The organism is Azorhizobium caulinodans ORS 571 (assembly GCF_000010525.1).
In the GTDB taxonomy this organism is placed as follows: domain Bacteria; phylum Pseudomonadota; class Alphaproteobacteria; order Rhizobiales; family Xanthobacteraceae; genus Azorhizobium; species Azorhizobium caulinodans.
On record NC_009937.1, the window covers coordinates 2,701,431 to 2,717,708 of the forward strand.

General features: G+C 69.1%; 16 protein-coding genes. 10 read left to right on the forward strand and 6 right to left on the reverse strand.

The window, feature by feature from the left end:
* Nucleotides 1-32: 32 nt before the first annotated feature.
* Nucleotides 33-548 carry an acetolactate synthase small subunit gene (ilvN, locus tag AZC_RS12295; RefSeq protein ID WP_012170901.1) on the reverse strand — a complete coding sequence of 172 codons (516 nt, stop codon included), beginning with the start codon at nt 546-548 and terminating at the stop codon, nt 33-35.
* Nucleotides 549-625: 77 nt separating this feature from the next.
* Entirely contained in the window at nt 626-2,386 is a 1,761-nt protein-coding gene (locus tag AZC_RS12300; protein ID WP_043879287.1) for an acetolactate synthase 3 large subunit, read from the reverse strand.
* Between the two features lie 393 nt (nt 2,387-2,779).
* Between AZC_RS12300 and AZC_RS12305 the strand changes: the two genes are divergently transcribed.
* The 7 genes from AZC_RS12305 (at nt 2,780) to lpxK (ending at nt 8,552) form a co-directional block, all read left to right on the forward strand.
* Nucleotides 2,780-3,292, forward strand: coding sequence for a hypothetical protein (locus AZC_RS12305; protein WP_012170903.1), 513 nt, complete (start codon nt 2,780-2,782; stop codon nt 3,290-3,292).
* A gap of 7 nt (nt 3,293-3,299) precedes the next feature.
* Nucleotides 3,300-4,277, forward strand: a complete 978-nt coding sequence (ubiA, locus tag AZC_RS12310; protein ID WP_012170904.1) for a 4-hydroxybenzoate octaprenyltransferase — start codon at nt 3,300-3,302, stop codon at nt 4,275-4,277.
* 91 nt (nt 4,278-4,368) lie between these two features.
* A complete protein-coding gene (locus tag AZC_RS12315) occupies nt 4,369-5,208 on the forward strand; it encodes a 3'(2'),5'-bisphosphate nucleotidase CysQ (RefSeq protein ID WP_081433973.1) in 840 nt (279 codons plus the stop codon).
* A 33-nt stretch (nt 5,209-5,241) separates the two neighbouring features.
* Complete coding sequence (locus AZC_RS12320) at nt 5,242-5,490, forward strand: DUF4170 domain-containing protein (protein ID WP_012170906.1); 249 nt, start codon at nt 5,242-5,244, stop codon at nt 5,488-5,490.
* A 19-nt stretch (nt 5,491-5,509) separates the two neighbouring features.
* Entirely contained in the window at nt 5,510-6,247 is a 738-nt protein-coding gene (locus AZC_RS12325; protein WP_012170907.1) for a lysophospholipid acyltransferase family protein, read from the forward strand.
* The gene (locus AZC_RS12330) at nt 6,244-7,539 is read left to right on the forward strand and encodes a 3-deoxy-D-manno-octulosonic acid transferase (protein WP_012170908.1); all 1,296 of its coding nucleotides are present in this window, start codon (nt 6,244-6,246) and stop codon (nt 7,537-7,539) included. Before AZC_RS12325 ends, AZC_RS12330 begins: the two co-directional genes overlap by 4 nt.
* A complete protein-coding gene (gene lpxK, locus AZC_RS12335) occupies nt 7,536-8,552 on the forward strand; it encodes a tetraacyldisaccharide 4'-kinase (protein ID WP_012170909.1) in 1,017 nt (338 codons plus the stop codon). The genes AZC_RS12330 and lpxK overlap by 4 nt, the downstream gene beginning before the upstream one ends.
* 12 nt (nt 8,553-8,564) lie before the next feature.
* Here the strand turns inward: lpxK and AZC_RS12340 are convergent, their stop codons facing one another.
* On the reverse strand, nt 8,565-8,807 hold the full coding sequence (locus AZC_RS12340) for a DUF2093 domain-containing protein (RefSeq protein WP_043880272.1): 243 nt from the start codon (nt 8,805-8,807) through the stop codon (nt 8,565-8,567).
* Nucleotides 8,808-8,910: 103 nt separating this feature from the next.
* Nucleotides 8,911-10,509 carry an exodeoxyribonuclease VII large subunit gene (gene xseA, locus AZC_RS12345; protein ID WP_148209842.1) on the reverse strand — a complete coding sequence of 533 codons (1,599 nt, stop codon included), beginning with the start codon at nt 10,507-10,509 and terminating at the stop codon, nt 8,911-8,913.
* Between the two features lie 129 nt (nt 10,510-10,638).
* Here xseA and purD point away from each other — a divergent pair, with 129 nt between their 5' ends.
* Both purD and AZC_RS12355 read left to right on the forward strand, forming a co-directional pair.
* Nucleotides 10,639-11,895 carry a phosphoribosylamine--glycine ligase gene (gene purD / locus AZC_RS12350; RefSeq protein WP_043879288.1) on the forward strand — a complete coding sequence of 419 codons (1,257 nt, stop codon included), beginning with the start codon at nt 10,639-10,641 and terminating at the stop codon, nt 11,893-11,895.
* A gap of 121 nt (nt 11,896-12,016) precedes the next feature.
* Entirely contained in the window at nt 12,017-12,925 is a 909-nt protein-coding gene (locus tag AZC_RS12355) for an alpha/beta fold hydrolase (protein ID WP_012170913.1), read from the forward strand.
* 6 nt (nt 12,926-12,931) lie between these two features.
* Here the strand turns inward: AZC_RS12355 and AZC_RS12360 are convergent, their stop codons facing one another.
* Entirely contained in the window at nt 12,932-13,495 is a 564-nt protein-coding gene (locus AZC_RS12360; RefSeq protein ID WP_012170914.1) for a DUF4337 domain-containing protein, read from the reverse strand.
* Between the two features lie 133 nt (nt 13,496-13,628).
* Nucleotides 13,629-14,057 carry a nucleoside deaminase gene (locus AZC_RS12365; protein WP_133864423.1) on the reverse strand — a complete coding sequence of 143 codons (429 nt, stop codon included), beginning with the start codon at nt 14,055-14,057 and terminating at the stop codon, nt 13,629-13,631.
* 18 nt (nt 14,058-14,075) lie between these two features.
* On the opposite strand from AZC_RS12365, the gene AZC_RS12370 reads away from it, so the two are divergent.
* On the forward strand, nt 14,076-16,277 hold the full coding sequence (locus tag AZC_RS12370) for a pseudouridine synthase (protein ID WP_244421708.1): 2,202 nt from the start codon (nt 14,076-14,078) through the stop codon (nt 16,275-16,277).
* The last annotated feature ends 1 nt before the right edge of the window (nt 16,278 follow it).

Genomic DNA, 16,278 nt, shown 5'->3' on the forward strand with positions numbered 1-16,278 from the left:
TAAAACGGGTTGAAAGGGGTCGCAGCCGGCGCTCACATGGCTTCCGGGCCGCGGGAAATGGCGACGATGCCGGTGCGCGCCACCTCGACGAGGCCGAGGGGCGCCATCAGCAGCGCGAACTGGTCGATCTTGTCGGACTTGCCGGTGATCTCGAACACGAAGCTCTCGGTGGTGGCGTCGATGACGCGGGCACGGAAGGCCTCAGCGAGGCGCAGCGCCTCGGAACGGGCTTCCCCGGTGCCGCGCACCTTCACCATGGCGAGCTCGCGCTCCAGCGACACCGCTTCCACGGTGAGATCCCGCACCCGATGGACCGGCACGAGGCGGTCCAGCTGGTTGCGGATCTGCTCGATCACCATGGGCGTGCCGGTGGTGACGATGGTGATGCGCGAGAGGTGACCCTCATGGCTCACCTCGGACACGGTCAGGCTGTCGATATTGTAGCCACGGCCCGAGAACAGGCCGATGACGCGGGCCAGCACGCCCGGCTCGTTGTCCACGAGGACCGAGAGGGTGTGGCGTTCCGTCTTCTCTTGCGCGAGCGACATCGAGGGGACTCTGCGAAAACAGGGAATGGAGGGGCGCGGCGAGGCCGGGCGCAAAGGCGCGCCCGGCGGCAGGAGGCTCACACCAGCATCTTGCCTTCGTCGGTGATGGCCTCGTCGAGATCGACCGCCATGTCGCCGAGGATCATCTCATTGTGCGCGCGGCCGGACGGGATCATGGGGAAGCAGTTTTCCTGCTGGTCCACGATGCAGTCGAAGATCACCGGGCGCTTGATGTTGATCATCTCCTGGATGGCCCCGTCGAGGTCGCCGGGCTTCTCGCAGCGGATGCCGACGCCGCCATAAGCGTCCGCGAGCTTCACGAAGTCGGGCAGCGCCTCCGAATAGGAGTGCGAGTAGCGCCCGCCGTGCAGCAGTTCCTGCCACTGGCGCACCATGCCCATGTAGCGGTTGTTCAGGATGAAGATCTTCACCGGCAGGTTGAACTGCACGGCCGTCGACATCTCCTGCATGTTCATCAGGATGGAGGCCTCGCCGGCGATGTCGATGCACAGGCCGTCCGGATGGGCGATCTGCGCGCCGATGGCGGCGGGCAGGCCGTAGCCCATGGTGCCGAGGCCGCCGGAGGTCATCCAGCGGTTCGGCTCCTCGAACCGGAAGAACTGCGCCGCCCACATCTGGTGCTGGCCGACCTCGGTGGTGATGTAGACGTCCTTGTCCTTCGTCGCCGCATAGAGGCGCTCGATGGCCTGCTGCGGCTTGATGACGTCCGGCAGCAGACGGTAGGCGAGCGAGTTGCGCGCACGCCAGCGGTCGATCTGCTTCCACCATTCGTCGAGCGCCGCCTTGTCGGTCTGGCGGTCCTGCGACTTCCAGAGGGCAACCATCGCCTCCAGCACCTTGGTGCAGTCGCCGATGATGGGCAGGTCGACCTTGACGTTCTTGTTGATGGACGAGGGGTCGATGTCGATGTGGATCTTCTTCGAACCCGGCGCGAAGGCGTCGAGGCGGCCGGTGATGCGGTCGTCGAACCGCGCGCCGATGCAGACCATCACGTCGCAGCCGTGCATGGCCATGTTGGCTTCGTAGGTACCGTGCATGCCGAGCATGCCGAGCCACTGGCTGCTGGCGGCGGGGAAGGCGCCGAGGCCCATCAGGGTCGAGGTGACCGGAACGCCCGAGAGGCGCGCCAGCTCGCGCAGCGCACGGCTTGCCGCCGGGCCGGAATTGATGACGCCGCCGCCGGTGTAGAAGATCGGACGCTTGGCGCCGGCGATCATCTCGATGGCCTGGCGGACCGCGCCGTCATCGCCCACGAGCCGCGGCTTGTAGGTCTTGTGCTCGATATTCTCGCGGCCGATGTAGGTGCCCTTGGCGAACTGGACATCCTTGGGGATGTCCACGACCACCGGACCCGGACGCCCGTTCTGGGCGACATAGAAGGCCTCGTGCAGCACGCGGGCGAGATCGTTGACGTCGCGCACCAGATAATTGTGCTTGGTGCAGGGCCGGGTGATGCCGACCGTGTCGCACTCCTGGAAGGCATCGTTGCCGATGAGGTGTGTCGCGACCTGGCCGGTGATGCAGACGATCGGGATCGAATCCATCAGGGCATCCGTCAGGCCGGTGACCGCGTTGGTGGCACCGGGGCCGGACGTGACGAGGACGACGCCGACCTTGCCGGACGAGCGGGCATAGCCCTCCGCCGAATGCACAGCCGCCTGCTCGTGGCGCACGAGGATGTGCTCGATCCGGTTCTGGTGGAACAGGGCGTCATAGATGGGCAGCACCGCGCCGCCCGGATAACCGAACAGGTGTTCGACACCCTGATCGGTGAGCGCCTGGATCACCATTTCGGCGCCGGTCATCTCCTTGGTCATGTCGTCCACTCCTCGCAGCCCCAGCTGCCCGGCGCCTCGCGCGCCCTCAATCCCGATTGATCACCATATGTGGGCTCCGGAGCCGAGCTCCAGAAACAACGAAGGGGCCCGAAGGCCCCTGATCGCGCGCCACCTGTCCCCCGGACGGCCCGTCAGGCCGCCGCGACGATGGCGCGCTCACGTACAAGAAGGATAATGAAGTTGCGCATCGGCGCACCCGCCCTTTCGAAAGTTGCGCGAACCTACCCACGGACGAAATCTCCGTCAAGCGGGGCCCTCACGCTTTTTTGCGCGCCGGTCGCTGCGGCACCTATTCCCCGGCTCTGCCGCGATATTGCCCCAAGCGTGCTGTCTTTGTAAGGAAACCCCAGTTCCGACGTTGCGGAAGAGACCATGCTCCGGATTTCCCATCCCTCGCGCCTCAAGGGCTCGATCGCCATCGGGCTTGCCTTAGCCTTCTGCGCGGCCGGAACCCTGCCGGCCCTCGCGGACTGCCAGACCGACTTCAACGCCTTGCGCGCCGACATGGAGACCAAGGGCAAGGCCCTACAAGCGGCCGGCAAGGCCAAGGCCGGTCCGCAGGAACTCTGCCCGCTGTTCCGCACCTTCACGACCGCCGAGGCCAAGGCCGCCAAGTACCTTGAAGACAACAAGGACTGGTGCCAGATCCCGCCGGAGGCGATCAAGCAGGCAGTGGAGAACAACAAGAAGACCGCCCAGCTGCGTGATCGCGTCTGCCAGGCTGCGGCCAATGGCGCCACGGGCGCTTCGGGCGGCCCGGCCAAGCCGCCGCCGCAGGGCAGCCTGTCCCAGGCTCTGGGTGTCACCACCGGCTATGTGCCCGGCGAGAGCAACGGCCGCGGCGGTGTGTTCGACACGCTGACCGGCAACGCCCTCTCCAAGTGACCAGAACGTGAGCGGAGACCTGGGAGAGGCGGCCCGCGCGCCGGAACTGGCCGCGGTCGCCGACGCGCCGTCCGGCAATTGGGTGGACCGGCATGCGCCGGCGGCCCTGCGTCCCTATCTGCGGCTGGCCCGCCTCGACCGGCCCATCGGCAGTTGGCTCCTGCTCATGCCGTGCTGGTGGTCGACAGCGCTCGCCGCCGGTGCCGCGCACCAGCCCTATCCCGATCCGAAGCTGCTGATTCTGTTCGCCATCGGTGCGGTCGCCATGCGCGGCGCCGGCTGCACCTGGAACGACATCCTCGACCGCAAGATCGACCGCATGGTCGCGCGCACCCAGAACCGCCCTGTCGCCAGCGGCGCGGTCAGCGTGCCGGCGGCCATGGCGTTCCTGGTGTTCCAGTGCCTCGTCGGCCTCGCGGTGCTGCTGTCCCTGCCCCGCTTCGCCGTCATCACCGGCATCGCCTCCCTTGGTGTCGTCGCCATCTATCCGCTGATGAAGCGCATCACCTCGGTGCCGCAGGCGGTGCTGGGCATCGCCTTCTCCTGGGGCGCCCTGATGGGCTGGGCGAGCGTCTTCCGCAGCATCGACGATCCCGCGCTTCTGCTCTTCGCGGGTTCGGTGTGCTGGGTGTTCGCCTATGACACCATCTATGCCCATCAGGATCGCGAGGACGACGCCATCGTGGGCGTGCGCTCGACGGCATTGCTGTTCGGCCAGTCGAGCTGGGTGGCGCTGGCGCTGAGCTACACGGCCACCGTCATCTTCTTCGCGCTGGCGCTCATGGAGACGCCGAGCGGCTTCTTCGCCTGGGCGGGGCTCGTGGCTTTCGCGGCCCATCTCTTCAATCAGGTCCGTCGGCTCGATATCGACGATCCGGACCTGTGCCTTGCGCTCTTCAAGTCCAACCGCGACGCCGGCCTTCTCTTCTTCGTCGGCCTGTCCCTGGACGTGGTGGCGCAGCACCTGTCCGCCCTTTGGCCGTGAGTGCGCGCTCGGCGGGAACGGGCCTCAACTTTCTCCGGAGTGAACGCAAGTCGTCTTGCCACGGACATGCGAGGCGCTTAAGGGCAGCCCCATGAAGTCGCAGGATCAGACCCCGCCCCGTTCCGGCGCACCGGCGCCGGACGCGCCGGATGCCATCGCCCGGCTGATGGCCGATGCGGTGACCGCGGCGGGAGCCATCGCGCTCGATATGTTCCGCGCGGGCCGGCTTGAAAGCTGGAGCAAGGCCAACGATTCGCCGGTGACGGCGGCCGACATCGCCGTGGACCGCTTCCTGAAGGATCGCTTCACCGCGCTGGCGCCCGACTACGGCTGGCTCTCGGAAGAGAGCGTGGACAGCCCGGATCGCCTGGCTCGCAGCCGGGTCTGGGTGGTGGACCCCATTGACGGCACCCGCGGCTTCATGGCGGGCGGCGTGGACTGGGCGGTCTCCGCCGCTCTGGTCGAGAACGGCCGGCCTGTCGCCGCAGCCCTGTTCGCACCGGCGAGCGAAGAGCTGTTCGTCGCCTCTGTCGGAGCGGGGGCGACGCGCAACGGCGTCCCGCTCGCCGTTTCCGATCTGACGGCACTGGCGGGCGCGCGCATCTCCGGTCCCGTGGCGAGCCTCGACCGGCTAGCCCAGCACGCCCCCATCGAGCGGCGCCCGCGTGTGCGCTCGCTCGCCTTGCGCATCACCCGCGTGGCCACGGCCGAACTGGATGTGGCGCTGGCCGCCCCCAATGCCCATGACTGGGACATCGCGGCGGCCGACCTTCTGGTGCAGGAGGCCGGCGGCCTTCTGTCCGGCTTGGATGGCCGGCCTCTCACCTATAATGCTACGGTGCCCCGGCACGGGGCGCTCGTCTGCGCGGGGACCGCCCTGCATCCTCACATTCTCGCTGCGGCGCGTGCGGGCGCCGGCGGCGCATCCTGACGTTCCTCCCGTTTTCGCCTGTCCCAGGAACTTATGACCATGACCGAACGCAAGCAGTTGCTTCATCTCGTCTTCGGCGGTGAGCTCAAGGATCTCGACTCGGTTGACTTCAAGGATCTGAGCCAGCTCGACATCGTTGGCATCTATCCCGACTATGCCAGCGCCGCCGCCGCGTGGCGCGGCAAGGCGCAGATGACCGTGGACAACGCGATGATGCGCTATTTCGTCGTCCACCTGCATCGCCTGCTCGATCCGGACACCGACAAGACGCACGGCAGCTGAAGGACGGAACCCCTCACTCATGTGGCGTCGTATTCGGACCAACCGGGGCGTCCAGGTCGCCCTGGGAACGACCTTTGCTTACTATTTCAAGGCTGTGGCCCACACGACGCGTTTCGTGGTGGAGCCGGCTGACATCTACGCGCGGATCGAAGAGAACCTGCCGCTCATCATGACCTTCTGGCATGGGCAGCACTTCCTCACGCCGTTCGTGATGAAGCCGCACCACAAGGCGAAGGTGTTGATCTCCCGCCATGCGGATGCGGAGATCAATGCCATCGCCGCCGAGAAGCTCGGGGTCGGAACCATCCGCGGTTCCGGCGCCACCTCCCCGCGCGACTTCCACCGCAAGGGCGGGGTCTCCGCCACCTATGCGCTCATTGACACGCTGGCCGAGGGGATCAATGTGGCGATGACGGCGGACGTGCCGAAGATCGCGCGCCATGTGGGCAAGGGCGTCGTGGTGGTGGCCCGTCATTCCGGCCGTCCCATCGTTCCAATCGCCATGGCCACAAGCAACCGCATCACCCTGAAGAGCTGGGACAAGGCCAGCCTCAACCTGCCCTTCAGCCGCGGCGCCGCCGTAGCGGCGGCGCCCATCTGGGTGCCCCGCGATGCGGACGACGCCGCCATCGAAGCCGCGCGGCTTCTGGTGCAGCGGCGCCTCGAAGCCGCGACGGCCCGTGCCGAGGCGCTGGTGGGACGCGGCAGCGCCCCGGCCCTCATCGACGGCAGGGCCCCCGGCGAGGCCGCCCGATGACCCGACGGCCGCTCCCGGTTCCGCTCCGCCTCTACCGGGGCGCCGCCTCGTTCGCGACGGTGCTGGCCCCGGCCTGGCTGAAGTACCGGGTACGCAAGGGCAAGGAAGACCCGGCACGCATCGCCGAGCGGCGCGGCATCACGCGGGTGGAGCGGCCGCAGGGTCCGCTCATCTGGGTCCATGGGGCGAGCGTCGGCGAGATCGTCTCCATTCTGCCCCTCGTGGAGCGGCTTCAGGATCGCGGTTTCGCCATCCTGCTCACCTCGGGCACGCTCACCTCGAGCCGCGTCGCCGCCCGTCGGGCGCCGGCCTCGGTGATCCACCAGTTCGTCCCCCTCGACGCCCCCGCCTTCGTGCGCCGCTTCCTCGACCACTGGAAGCCCGATCTCGCGCTGCTGGCGGAATCCGAGCTCTGGCCCAACCTCATGACCGAGCTCGACAAGCGCGGCACGGCGGTTGTGCTTGTGAACGGCCGTCTGTCCGCCCGTTCAGCGCAGCGCTGGGCCCGCCTGCCCCGCAGCGCGCGGGCGCTCCTTTCGCGCGTCGATCTCTGCCTCGCCCAGACGCCCGAGGATGCCGCACGTTTCCGGGGCCTTGGCGCGCCGCGCGTTCAGGTCGCCGGCAATCTCAAGTTCGACGTTCCGGCGCCGCCCGCCGACCCCAGCATGCTCGCCCGCCTCCAGGCCGCCATCGGCGAGCGTCCCGTCCTGCTCGCGGCCTCGACGCATCCGGGCGAGGACGAATACGTTCTGGAAGCGCACGGGCGGCTGCGGCAGGACCTGCCGGGCCTTCTCACCATCATCGCCCCCCGTCATCCCGAGCGCGGCGGTGCCATCCGCCAGCTGGCCCACGACGCGGGATTTGCGGCCACCCAGCGCAGCCAGGCCCCGCTCCCGCTGCCCGAGGCGGAGGTCTATGTGGCCGACACCATCGGCGAGATGGGTCTGTTCTATCGGGTCGCTCCGGTCGCCTTCCTCGGCGGCTCGCTGATCGAGCATGGCGGGCAGAACCCCATCGAGCCCGCCAAGATCGGCACGGTGGTGCTGCACGGTCCGCATGTGTGGAATTTCGCTGCCGTCTATGGCCGGCTGGACGAGGCCGCCGGCTCCGTCCCGGTGATGGATGCCGAGGACATCGTGCGCGCCACGCTCGACATCTTCTTCACGCCCGGCTGCCACGAGCGCATCTCCCACGCCGCCTGGCAGACGGTGGAAAACCTCAGCGGTGCGCTGCCGCGCACGCTGGCGGCCATCGAGCCCTATCTCCTGCAGATCCGGCTGGAAGGGAAATGATCGGGCAGGCGCCCGCCTTCTGGTCCCGCCGCAACAGCCTCATGGGCTGGGTGCTCTCGCCGATCGGCGCGCTTGTCGGCGCCCTCACCCTGAAGCGGATGGCCGGCCCCTCGACGGGCGTCCCGGTCCCCGTCATCTGCATCGGCAATCCCACCGTCGGCGGCTCCGGCAAGACACCAACCGCCCTCATGGTCCTGGCGCGCCTGCAAGAGCAGGGCGCACGCCCCTTCGCCCTGCTGCGCGGCCATGGCGGGCGCCTCGCAGGTCCGGTCCTCGTCGATCCGCAGACCCATACGGCGGCTGACGTGGGCGACGAAGCCCTGCTGCTTGCGCAGGCGACACCCACCGTCGTGTCCCGCGACCGCCCCGCCGGCGCCGCCCATGCGGTGGCCCTCGGCGCCAGCCATGTGGTGATGGACGACGGCTTCCAGAACCCGTCGCTCGCCAAGGACGTGAGCCTGCTGGTCATTGATGGTGAGGCTGGCGTCGGCAACGGGCGCGTGCTGCCAGCCGGGCCTTTGCGCGCACCGCTGGCGCCGCAACTCGATCGCGCCGATGCGCTGCTGGTGGCCGGTGGCGGGCGCTGTGCCGACGCGCTCGGAAGGCTTGCCCACAGCCATGGCAAGGTGGTGCTGAGGGGGCAGGTCCGGCCCGATCCGTCGGTCATCGCCACGCTCGAAGCCGGGACCGTGCTTGCCTTCGCGGGCATCGGCCGACCGCAGAAGCTCGCCGACACGCTGGCGGCAGCGGGCGTGCGGATCGGGCGGCTCCAGCCCTTTCCCGATCATCATCCCTACCAGCCGTCGGACATCGCTCCGCTCATCGCGGAGGCCGCGCGCGAACGGTGGCAGCTCGTCACCACCACGAAGGACCATGTGCGGCTGGCAGATCGGCGCTTTGCCGACATGGCCGGCGCCATCACGGCCCTGCCGGTGACCATGCAGTTGGATGCGCCCGAGGCCCTGGATGACATTCTGCGGCTGGCAGAGGCACGGGCCGCGGCCCGGAGCTGAAGCCGCTAGGGCTCAGTCCTCGTCGTCGGCCGCTTCGATCTTGGTCGGGCCGAGCACCCGCGTCAGGACAGCCTGCGGGTCCGCATAGGCCTCCTGCAGATCGACACTCCAGTACCGCAGTTCATCGAGCGGGATCTGCTGACCGGTCACGGCGCAACGCACATAGCTTCCCGGCCGAATGATCCGGAATTCACCGTCCAGATACCGGATCTCCGCTTCGCCCTGCGGCTCGGGAAAACGTTCGAATCGATTCATCACGGCGAAGAGAGACCCCAGAAACGAAGCAGACATGGCAGACCTGCCCGAAAGATACTGGTTTTCGGGAGAGGCCGAAAGGGCAACACCCTGCGGCGGCGCGTCAATCGTCGAACAGCGACGGCTGCGCCGCCTTGGTCCGGGCCCCCTTCGAGGGCCGCGCAGCCTGCGGCGGCTCGACAGGAGCCCCCTCTCCCAGCGCCTGGACGCCCAAGCGCCCGTCGGCGAATTCCAGTTCCAGTCGCGCGCCCGGCACGACCGCGCCGGCAGCCCGCACCGCGCCGCCCTGCGCATCGCGCACCAGCGCGAAGCCGCGGGCCAGAACCCCGCGATAGGAGAGGGCCTTCAGCAATTGTTCCATCGCGGCGAGACGATTGGTCCGCTCCCGCAAGTCGTGCCTCACCGCCCGTTGCGCTCGCGTCGAGAGGACAGAGAGGCGCTCCCGGCAGCGGGACAGATGGAGGACATGGGCGCGCAACGAGGCGGCCCGTGCCGATCCGAAGCGCGCCGTCATCGCCGAAAGACGCTCGCTGCGGCGGGACACGAGGCCCGTCAGCCCCCACTGGAGGCGCCCGCCCAAAGCCGCGACGCGGTCCTGCGCGCGGGCGAGCCGCAGGCGGAAGGCGGAAGCGGAATGACGTGTGCGCACTGCCTCGAAGGCCAGCCGATGCGCCGCCGCATTGGCCCTGAGCGCGCGCGGCAGCCGCTCGCCGGCGGCATCCAGCCGCTGACGCGGGACAGCAAGCAAAGCATCCGCTGTCGGCAGGTGCCGGGCGAGCGCGCGGAAATCGGCCCGGCGGCGCTCCAGAAGGCGCCGGGGCGCCGCAGAAAGGCGCTCGCCATAGGCGTCTATGCCCGCGAGCAGGTCGGCACGCACCGGCACCACCATCTCGGCGGCGGCGGTGGGGGTCGGCGCCCGCACGTCGGCGGCAAAATCGATCAGCGTCACGTCGGTCTCGTGGCCCACCGCCGAGACCAGCGGAATGAAGCTCTCGGCCGCCGCGCGCACCACCGCCTCGTCGGAGAAGCCGAGCAGATCCTCCAGCGAGCCGCCGCCGCGCGCCACGATGAGCACGTCCGGCCGCGGGATGGGACCGCCCTCGGGCAAGGCGTTGAAGCCCCGGATAGCCTCGGCCACCTCCGCCGCGCTAGTCTCGCCCTGCACCCGCACGGGCCAGACGATCACCTGACGCGGAAAGCGGTCGGAGAGCCGGTGGAGAATGTCGCGGATGACGGCGCCGGTGGGCGAAGTGACGACGCCGATCACCTTCGGCAGGAAGGGAAGTTCCTGCTTGCGGGCGGCATCGAACAGGCCCTCGGCGGCGAGACGGCGCTTGCGCTCCTCCAGCATGGCCATGATGGCGCCGGCCCCGGCGAATTCGAGGCTCTCGATGACGATCTGGTAGCCGGACTTGCCCGGATAGGTGGTGAGCTTGCCCACCGCCACCACCTCCAGCCCTTCCTCGGGCCTGAGCTTCAGGCGCGCGAAGGCGGATTTCCAGATCACCGCATCGAGGCGCGCGCCCTCGTCCTTGATGCTGAAATAGGCGTGGCCCGAGGAATGGGGCCCGCGATATCCAGAGATTTCTCCGCGCACCCGGACATGGCCATAGGCGTCCTCCACCGTCCGCCGCAGGGCGAAAGAGAGTTCGGAGACGGTCCATTCCGGCGCATTGGCGCGGGTTTCAGGCAGATCGGTCATCGAATCAGACGGCACCAGACAATCGAGGCAGAAGCATAGCCGCTATCTCATATGCGGCGGGCGCAATGCCCTACCCCTTGTTCACGGCCTCTCGACCCGATAGCCAAACCGAAACGGGGAAACAGTCCGATGAACGTGCTCCTGCTCGGTTCCGGTGGCCGCGAACATGCCCTTGCCTGGAAGCTCGCCCAGAGCCCGGACATGGGTCAATTCTATGCCCTGCCGGGCAACCCCGGCATTTCCGATTTCGCCGAGGCCATCGAGGGCATCGCTTTGTCCGCCCACGACACGCTCGTGCGCTGGTGCAAGGACCATGCGATCGAACTCGTGATCGTCGGCCCCGAAGCACCGCTGGTGGCGGGTCTCGTGGACCGGCTGGCGGAAGCCGGCATCGCCGCCTTCGGCCCCACCGCCGCCGCCGCGCGCCTTGAGGGCTCCAAGCTCTTCACCAAGGAACTGTGCCGCGCCAACGGCATTCCCACCGCCGCCTTCGCCCGCTTCACCAAGGCGGAAGCCGCCTGGGCCTATGTGACCGCCGAGGGCGCCCCCATCGTCATCAAGGCCGACGGCCTCATGGCCGGCAAGGGCGTGGTGGTGGCGCAGACGGTGGAAGAAGCCATCTCCGCCATCGATCAGGTGTTCGCCGCCGGCGGGCAGGAAGTGCTGATCGAGGAATTCATGGAGGGCGAGGAGGCGAGCCTCTTCTGCCTCGTGGACGGCGAGACCGTGGTGCCCTTCGGCAGCGCGCAGGACCACAAGCGCGCCTTCGACGGCGACCTCGGCCCCAACACCGGCGGCATGGGCGCCTATTCCCCCGCCCCCGTGCTGACGCCGGAGCTGGAAAAGCGGGCCATCGACGAGATCGTCATCCCCACCGCCAAGGCCATGGCGGCGGCGGGCACGCCTTATCGCGGCGTGCTCTATGCAGGCCTGATGCTCACCTCCACCGGTCCCAAGCTCGTGGAATACAACTGCCGCTTCGGCGACCCGGAATGCCAGGTGCTGATGCCCCGCTATACCGGCGACCTCCTGGAGACGCTGAATGCCGTCGCCCACGGCCGGCTGTCGCAGGTGAAGGTCTCCTGGTCGGACGACGCCGCCATCACGGTGGTCTATGCCAGCCGCGGCTATCCCGGCGCCCACCAGACGGGCAGCGAGATCAAGGGGATCGAGGCCGCCGCCGCACTGCCGGACGTGCTGGTCTTCCAGGCCGGCACCAAGAAGAACGGTGCCCGCCTGCTCTCCAACGGCGGCCGCGTGCTGAACGTGACCGCCACCGGCAAGACGTTGAAGGATGCCCGCGACCGGGCTTATGAGGCCGCCGGCCTCATCGACTGGCCGGATGGCTTCCACCGCAACGACATCGGCTGGCGCGCCCTGCGCTGACCGCAGGCCGATTTTCGACTTCTGCAACGGCGGGACACCAGTCCCGCCGTTTTGCGTTGTGCGGGTGGTGGCGCGCCCGACGGCGTGCGACGCTGACCGAAAATGCGCCGGAGGACTGCCCATGCCCGACCTTGCCGACCTCTACCCGGGCTTCGAGGCCCATAACATCGATACGGCGGCCGGCCGCATCTTCGTGCGCACCGGCGGCTCGGGCACGCCGCTCCTGCTGCTGCACGGTTTCCCGCAGACCGGCGTCATGTGGCACAAGGTGGCGCCGGAGCTCGCGAAGACCCACAGCCTCGTCATCGCCGACCTGCCCGGCTACGGCTGGAGCGCCGCGCCCGAGCCCGGCCGCGATCATGCGCCTTATTCCAAGCGCGCCATGGGAGAAGCCATGGTGCGGGTGATGGAGCATCTGGGCCACGCCCATTTCGCGCTCATGGGGCACGACCGGGGGGCGCGCGTCGGCTATCGCATCGGCCTCGACCATCCCGGGCGGCTCGACCGTCTCGTGGTGCTCGACATCGTGCCCACCATGGCCATGTGGCACGGCATGGACCGCAGCCGGGCCATGTCCGTCTATCACTGGATGTTCCTCGCCCAGCCCCATCCGCTGCCGGAGACACTGATCGGCAAGGATCCCGGCTTCTATTTCGACTGGACGCTGGCGAGTTGGACCCGCGACAAGGATCTCTCCGCCTTCAATCCCAAGGCGCTCGCCCATTACCGGGCCTCCTGCGCCGTGCCCGAGCGCATCCGGGCCATGTGCGAGGACTATCGGGCCGGGGCCACCATCGACCTTGCCCATGACGAGGCGGATCGCGCGGCGGGGCGCACCATCGATTGTCCGGTGCTGGCGGTGTGGGGGGCGAGCGGCATTCCCGCCAAGGGCGAAAGCCCGCTCAATGCCTGGCGCGCCTTTGCCCCGGAGGTGACAGGGCAGGCGGTCGAAAGCGGGCATTTCGTCTGCGAGGAAACGCCCGAGGCGGTGCTGGCCGCCGTCACGCCCTTCCTCGCGCAGGGACGCTGAGGCGGCTCAGGTCAGCAGGGCGACAAGCCAGTCCGGATGGACAGACCAGCCGGCGAAACCGGCGGTGCCCATGAAGAAGCCGTAAGCCCCGAAGCCCCAGGAGACATAGAGCAGCCACCACAGGCTGGTCAGGGCCGCGACGGCCGCAAGCGACAGGGAGATAGCGAGCGCCGCGTCGGCCAGATCGAACTGGTCGTCGCGCATGTTCGCCTGATTGTAGGTCTCTTCCAGGTCCTTCGCCTTCTGGGCGAGCTTGTCCGAGCGGCTTTGGTAGCGCTGCTTCTCGCTCTCGATGGCCGCAAGCTTCGCCACCACATTGGCGGGCGGCGCCTCGCCGAACTGGACTTTGAGGATCTCGGCCGTCTGCTCGTTCATATGCAGCTTGAGACGGGCGGCCTGGTATTCGTTCCAGGTGTCGACGATGTCGGCCTTGGCCGCCTGCATGGCCTGGACGATGTTGTCGTCCTTGATCTTGGCCACGGCCATGAAGACCGAGAGCAGCACGACGGTCATGGCGACCGCCCGGTTCAGCGCGCGGGTATGCCCCTCGCTGGTGATTTCCACTTCCATGAATGTCCCCTGCCCCATGCGGGAGTACCGCTGCACTGCACCATAATGCGTCACGCTCAGGTGCAAAATCCTCCCCCTGTGGCAATCCGCTCCGCCCAGGGCCGGATGCAGAGGTAGCGGGCGATTCACCGCTCTAGCGGCGCGCCTGGAAGAAGTTGCGCAGGATCTCCGCCGAATGCCGCTCGGCGATGCCGCCATAGACGTCCGGCGCATGATGGCAGGTGGGCTGGGTGAAAAAGCGCGGCCCGCTGTCCACCGCCCCGCCCTTGGGATCGAGTGCGCCGTAATAGAGGCGGCGGATGCGGGCGAAGGAGATGGCCCCGGCGCACATGGCGCAGGGCTCCAGCGTCACATAGAGGTCGCAGGTCAGGAGCCGTTCGGCGCCAAGCGCCTTTGCCCCCGCGCGCAGCACCTGCATCTCCGCATGGGCGGTGGGATCGGACAGTTCGCGGGTACGGTTGCCGTCACGGGCGATGACCTGGCTGTTGCGCACGAGGACGGCCCCGACCGGCACCTCGCCCCGCTCGGCGGCGGCGCGGGCCTCGGAAAGGGCCGTCTGCATGAAAGTCTCGCTCACCGGATGCCCCGCGATCTCGTCTCGCCGCACGGTTCGTGCTATCGCCCCTCCATGCCTCGAACATCGCCCCCCCGCAAGGACAAGAACCGCGTTCCCCGCGCCAAGCGCGAGCTGCCCGCCGCTGCGCCCAAGGAAGCCGAACGCATCGCCAAGGTCATCGCCCGCGCCGGTCTCGGCTCGCGTCGCGAGATTGAAGAGTGGATCACCGCCGGCCGTGTGTCGGTGAATGGCGAGGTGCTGGCCTCCCCGGCCTTCACCGTGACCGCCGAAGATGAGATTCGCGTGGATGGCGAGCCGCTGCCCGAGCGCGAGCGCACGCGGCTGTTCCTCTATCACAAGCCCATCGGCGTCGTGACGACCAACCGCGACCCGGAAGGCCGCACGACCCTGTTCGAGCTTTTGCCCGGGCATCTGCCGCGCCTTGTCTCGGTGGGCCGGCTCGACATCAATTCCGAAGGCCTGCTGCTGCTGACCAATGACGGGGGCCTCGCCCGCGTTCTGGAACTGCCGGAGACCGGCTGGCTGCGCCGCTATCGCGTGCGCGCCAAGGGCACGGTGGATCAGGCGCAGCTCGACGCCCTCATCAAGGGCATCGTGGTGGAGGGCGTGGAGTACGGCCCCATCGAGGCGGTGCTGGACCGGGTGCAGGGCGCAAACGTGTGGATCACGGTGGCGCTGCGCGAAGGCAAGAATCGCGAAGTGCGCAACGTGCTCGGCGCGCTCGGCCTTCAGGTGAACCGCCTCATCCGCATCTCCTACGGCCCCTTCCAGCTGGGCGAGATCGCTGAAGGCGGCGTGGAAGAGGTGCGCACCCGCATCCTGCGCGACCAGATCGGCAACGATATCGCCGCTGCTGCGGGCGCCGATTTCAACGGTCCGCTTGTCGAGCGCGAGCCTGAGGAGGAGGCCCCCCGCCGCCCCCTCGGCCTCGACAAGCGCAAGCTGCCGCGCGCCGCCGAGGTGGCGGACGCCAAGGCGGCGGTCTCCAAGCCGGCCCGCCGCGAGCGTCGCAGTGCCGAGCCGGAGATCGATCCCGAGCGTCCGCCGCGCGTGCCGCTGCGCAAGCGCATGCAGGACGAGGAACGCAAGGTGGTGAAGGTGGGCACGGTGGCTGACCGCAAGGGCCGCGCCGTGAAGGTCGAGCGCAAGCTCGCGCCGGTCACGGAAGAGGCCGTTGAGCGCCGCCCCCGCCGCAAGGCCGACGACGGTCGCGCCTTCGACGCGCCGCGCGGCCGCAGCCGCCGGCCGGACTTCGAGGCCGAGGCGGAGGCCCCGCGCGGCCGCCGTCCCGCCGGCGAACGCCCGACCCGCTCGCGCCGGACGGAAGAGGCCGAATCCATCGGCTTCGCCCAGGCGGCTGAAGGCCCTCGCGCCCGGCGCGCGCCGCGTGGCGAGGGCTTCGCCGACCGCAAGCCGTCCGACCGGAAAGGCGGCGAGCGCGCCTTCGGCGACCGCAAGGGTGCTGACCGCCGGAGCGAGCGCCCCGAGGGCCGCGAGAAGGACGTCTATCCCTTCCGCGACAGGATCGAGCGCAGCTCCTGGCGGGCCGACGATGCCGGCCCGAAGCGCCGCTCCCGCGACGAGGGCGCCGAGCGCCCCGCCCGTGGCGGCTTCGACAAGCCACGCCGCGACCGCGACGATGCCCGCCCCTTCGGCGGTGACAAGCGCCGGAGCGACAGGCCCTTCGGCAAGCCGGAAGGTGGCCGGGGCCGTCGCGAACAGCCGGCCGAGGACGTTGGCTTCGGCGGCAGCTTCGAGGGGCGTCCGCCCCGTGGTCGGGGCGGCTTCGCCAAGGACGGCGGGAGCGAGCGTCCGGCCCGCTTCGGGTTCGACAAGCCCCGTGGCGAGCGTCGCACCGACAAGCCGTTCGGCCGTCCGGAAGGCGGTCGCACCCGCCGCGAGCAGCCGGCCGGAGAAGGCGGGTTCGAGGGGCGTGCGCCCCGCGGCCGTGGCGGATTCGCCAAAGAGGGCGCAAGTGAGCGCCCGGCCCGTTCCGGCTTCGACAAGCCGCGCGGCGAGCGCAGCTTCGGCAAAAGCGAAGGCCGTCCGCCTCGCGAAGACCGTTCCCCCGGCGGCAAGCCCGCAGGCAAGCGGCCGGGCTTCGGCGCCGGCCCGCGCACGGGCGCGCCCAAGGGGCGGCCCGGTGGCGGCAAGGGCGGCCCGGCACGCGGCGGCAAGCCGCAAGGTCCGCGTTCGCGCGGCTGAT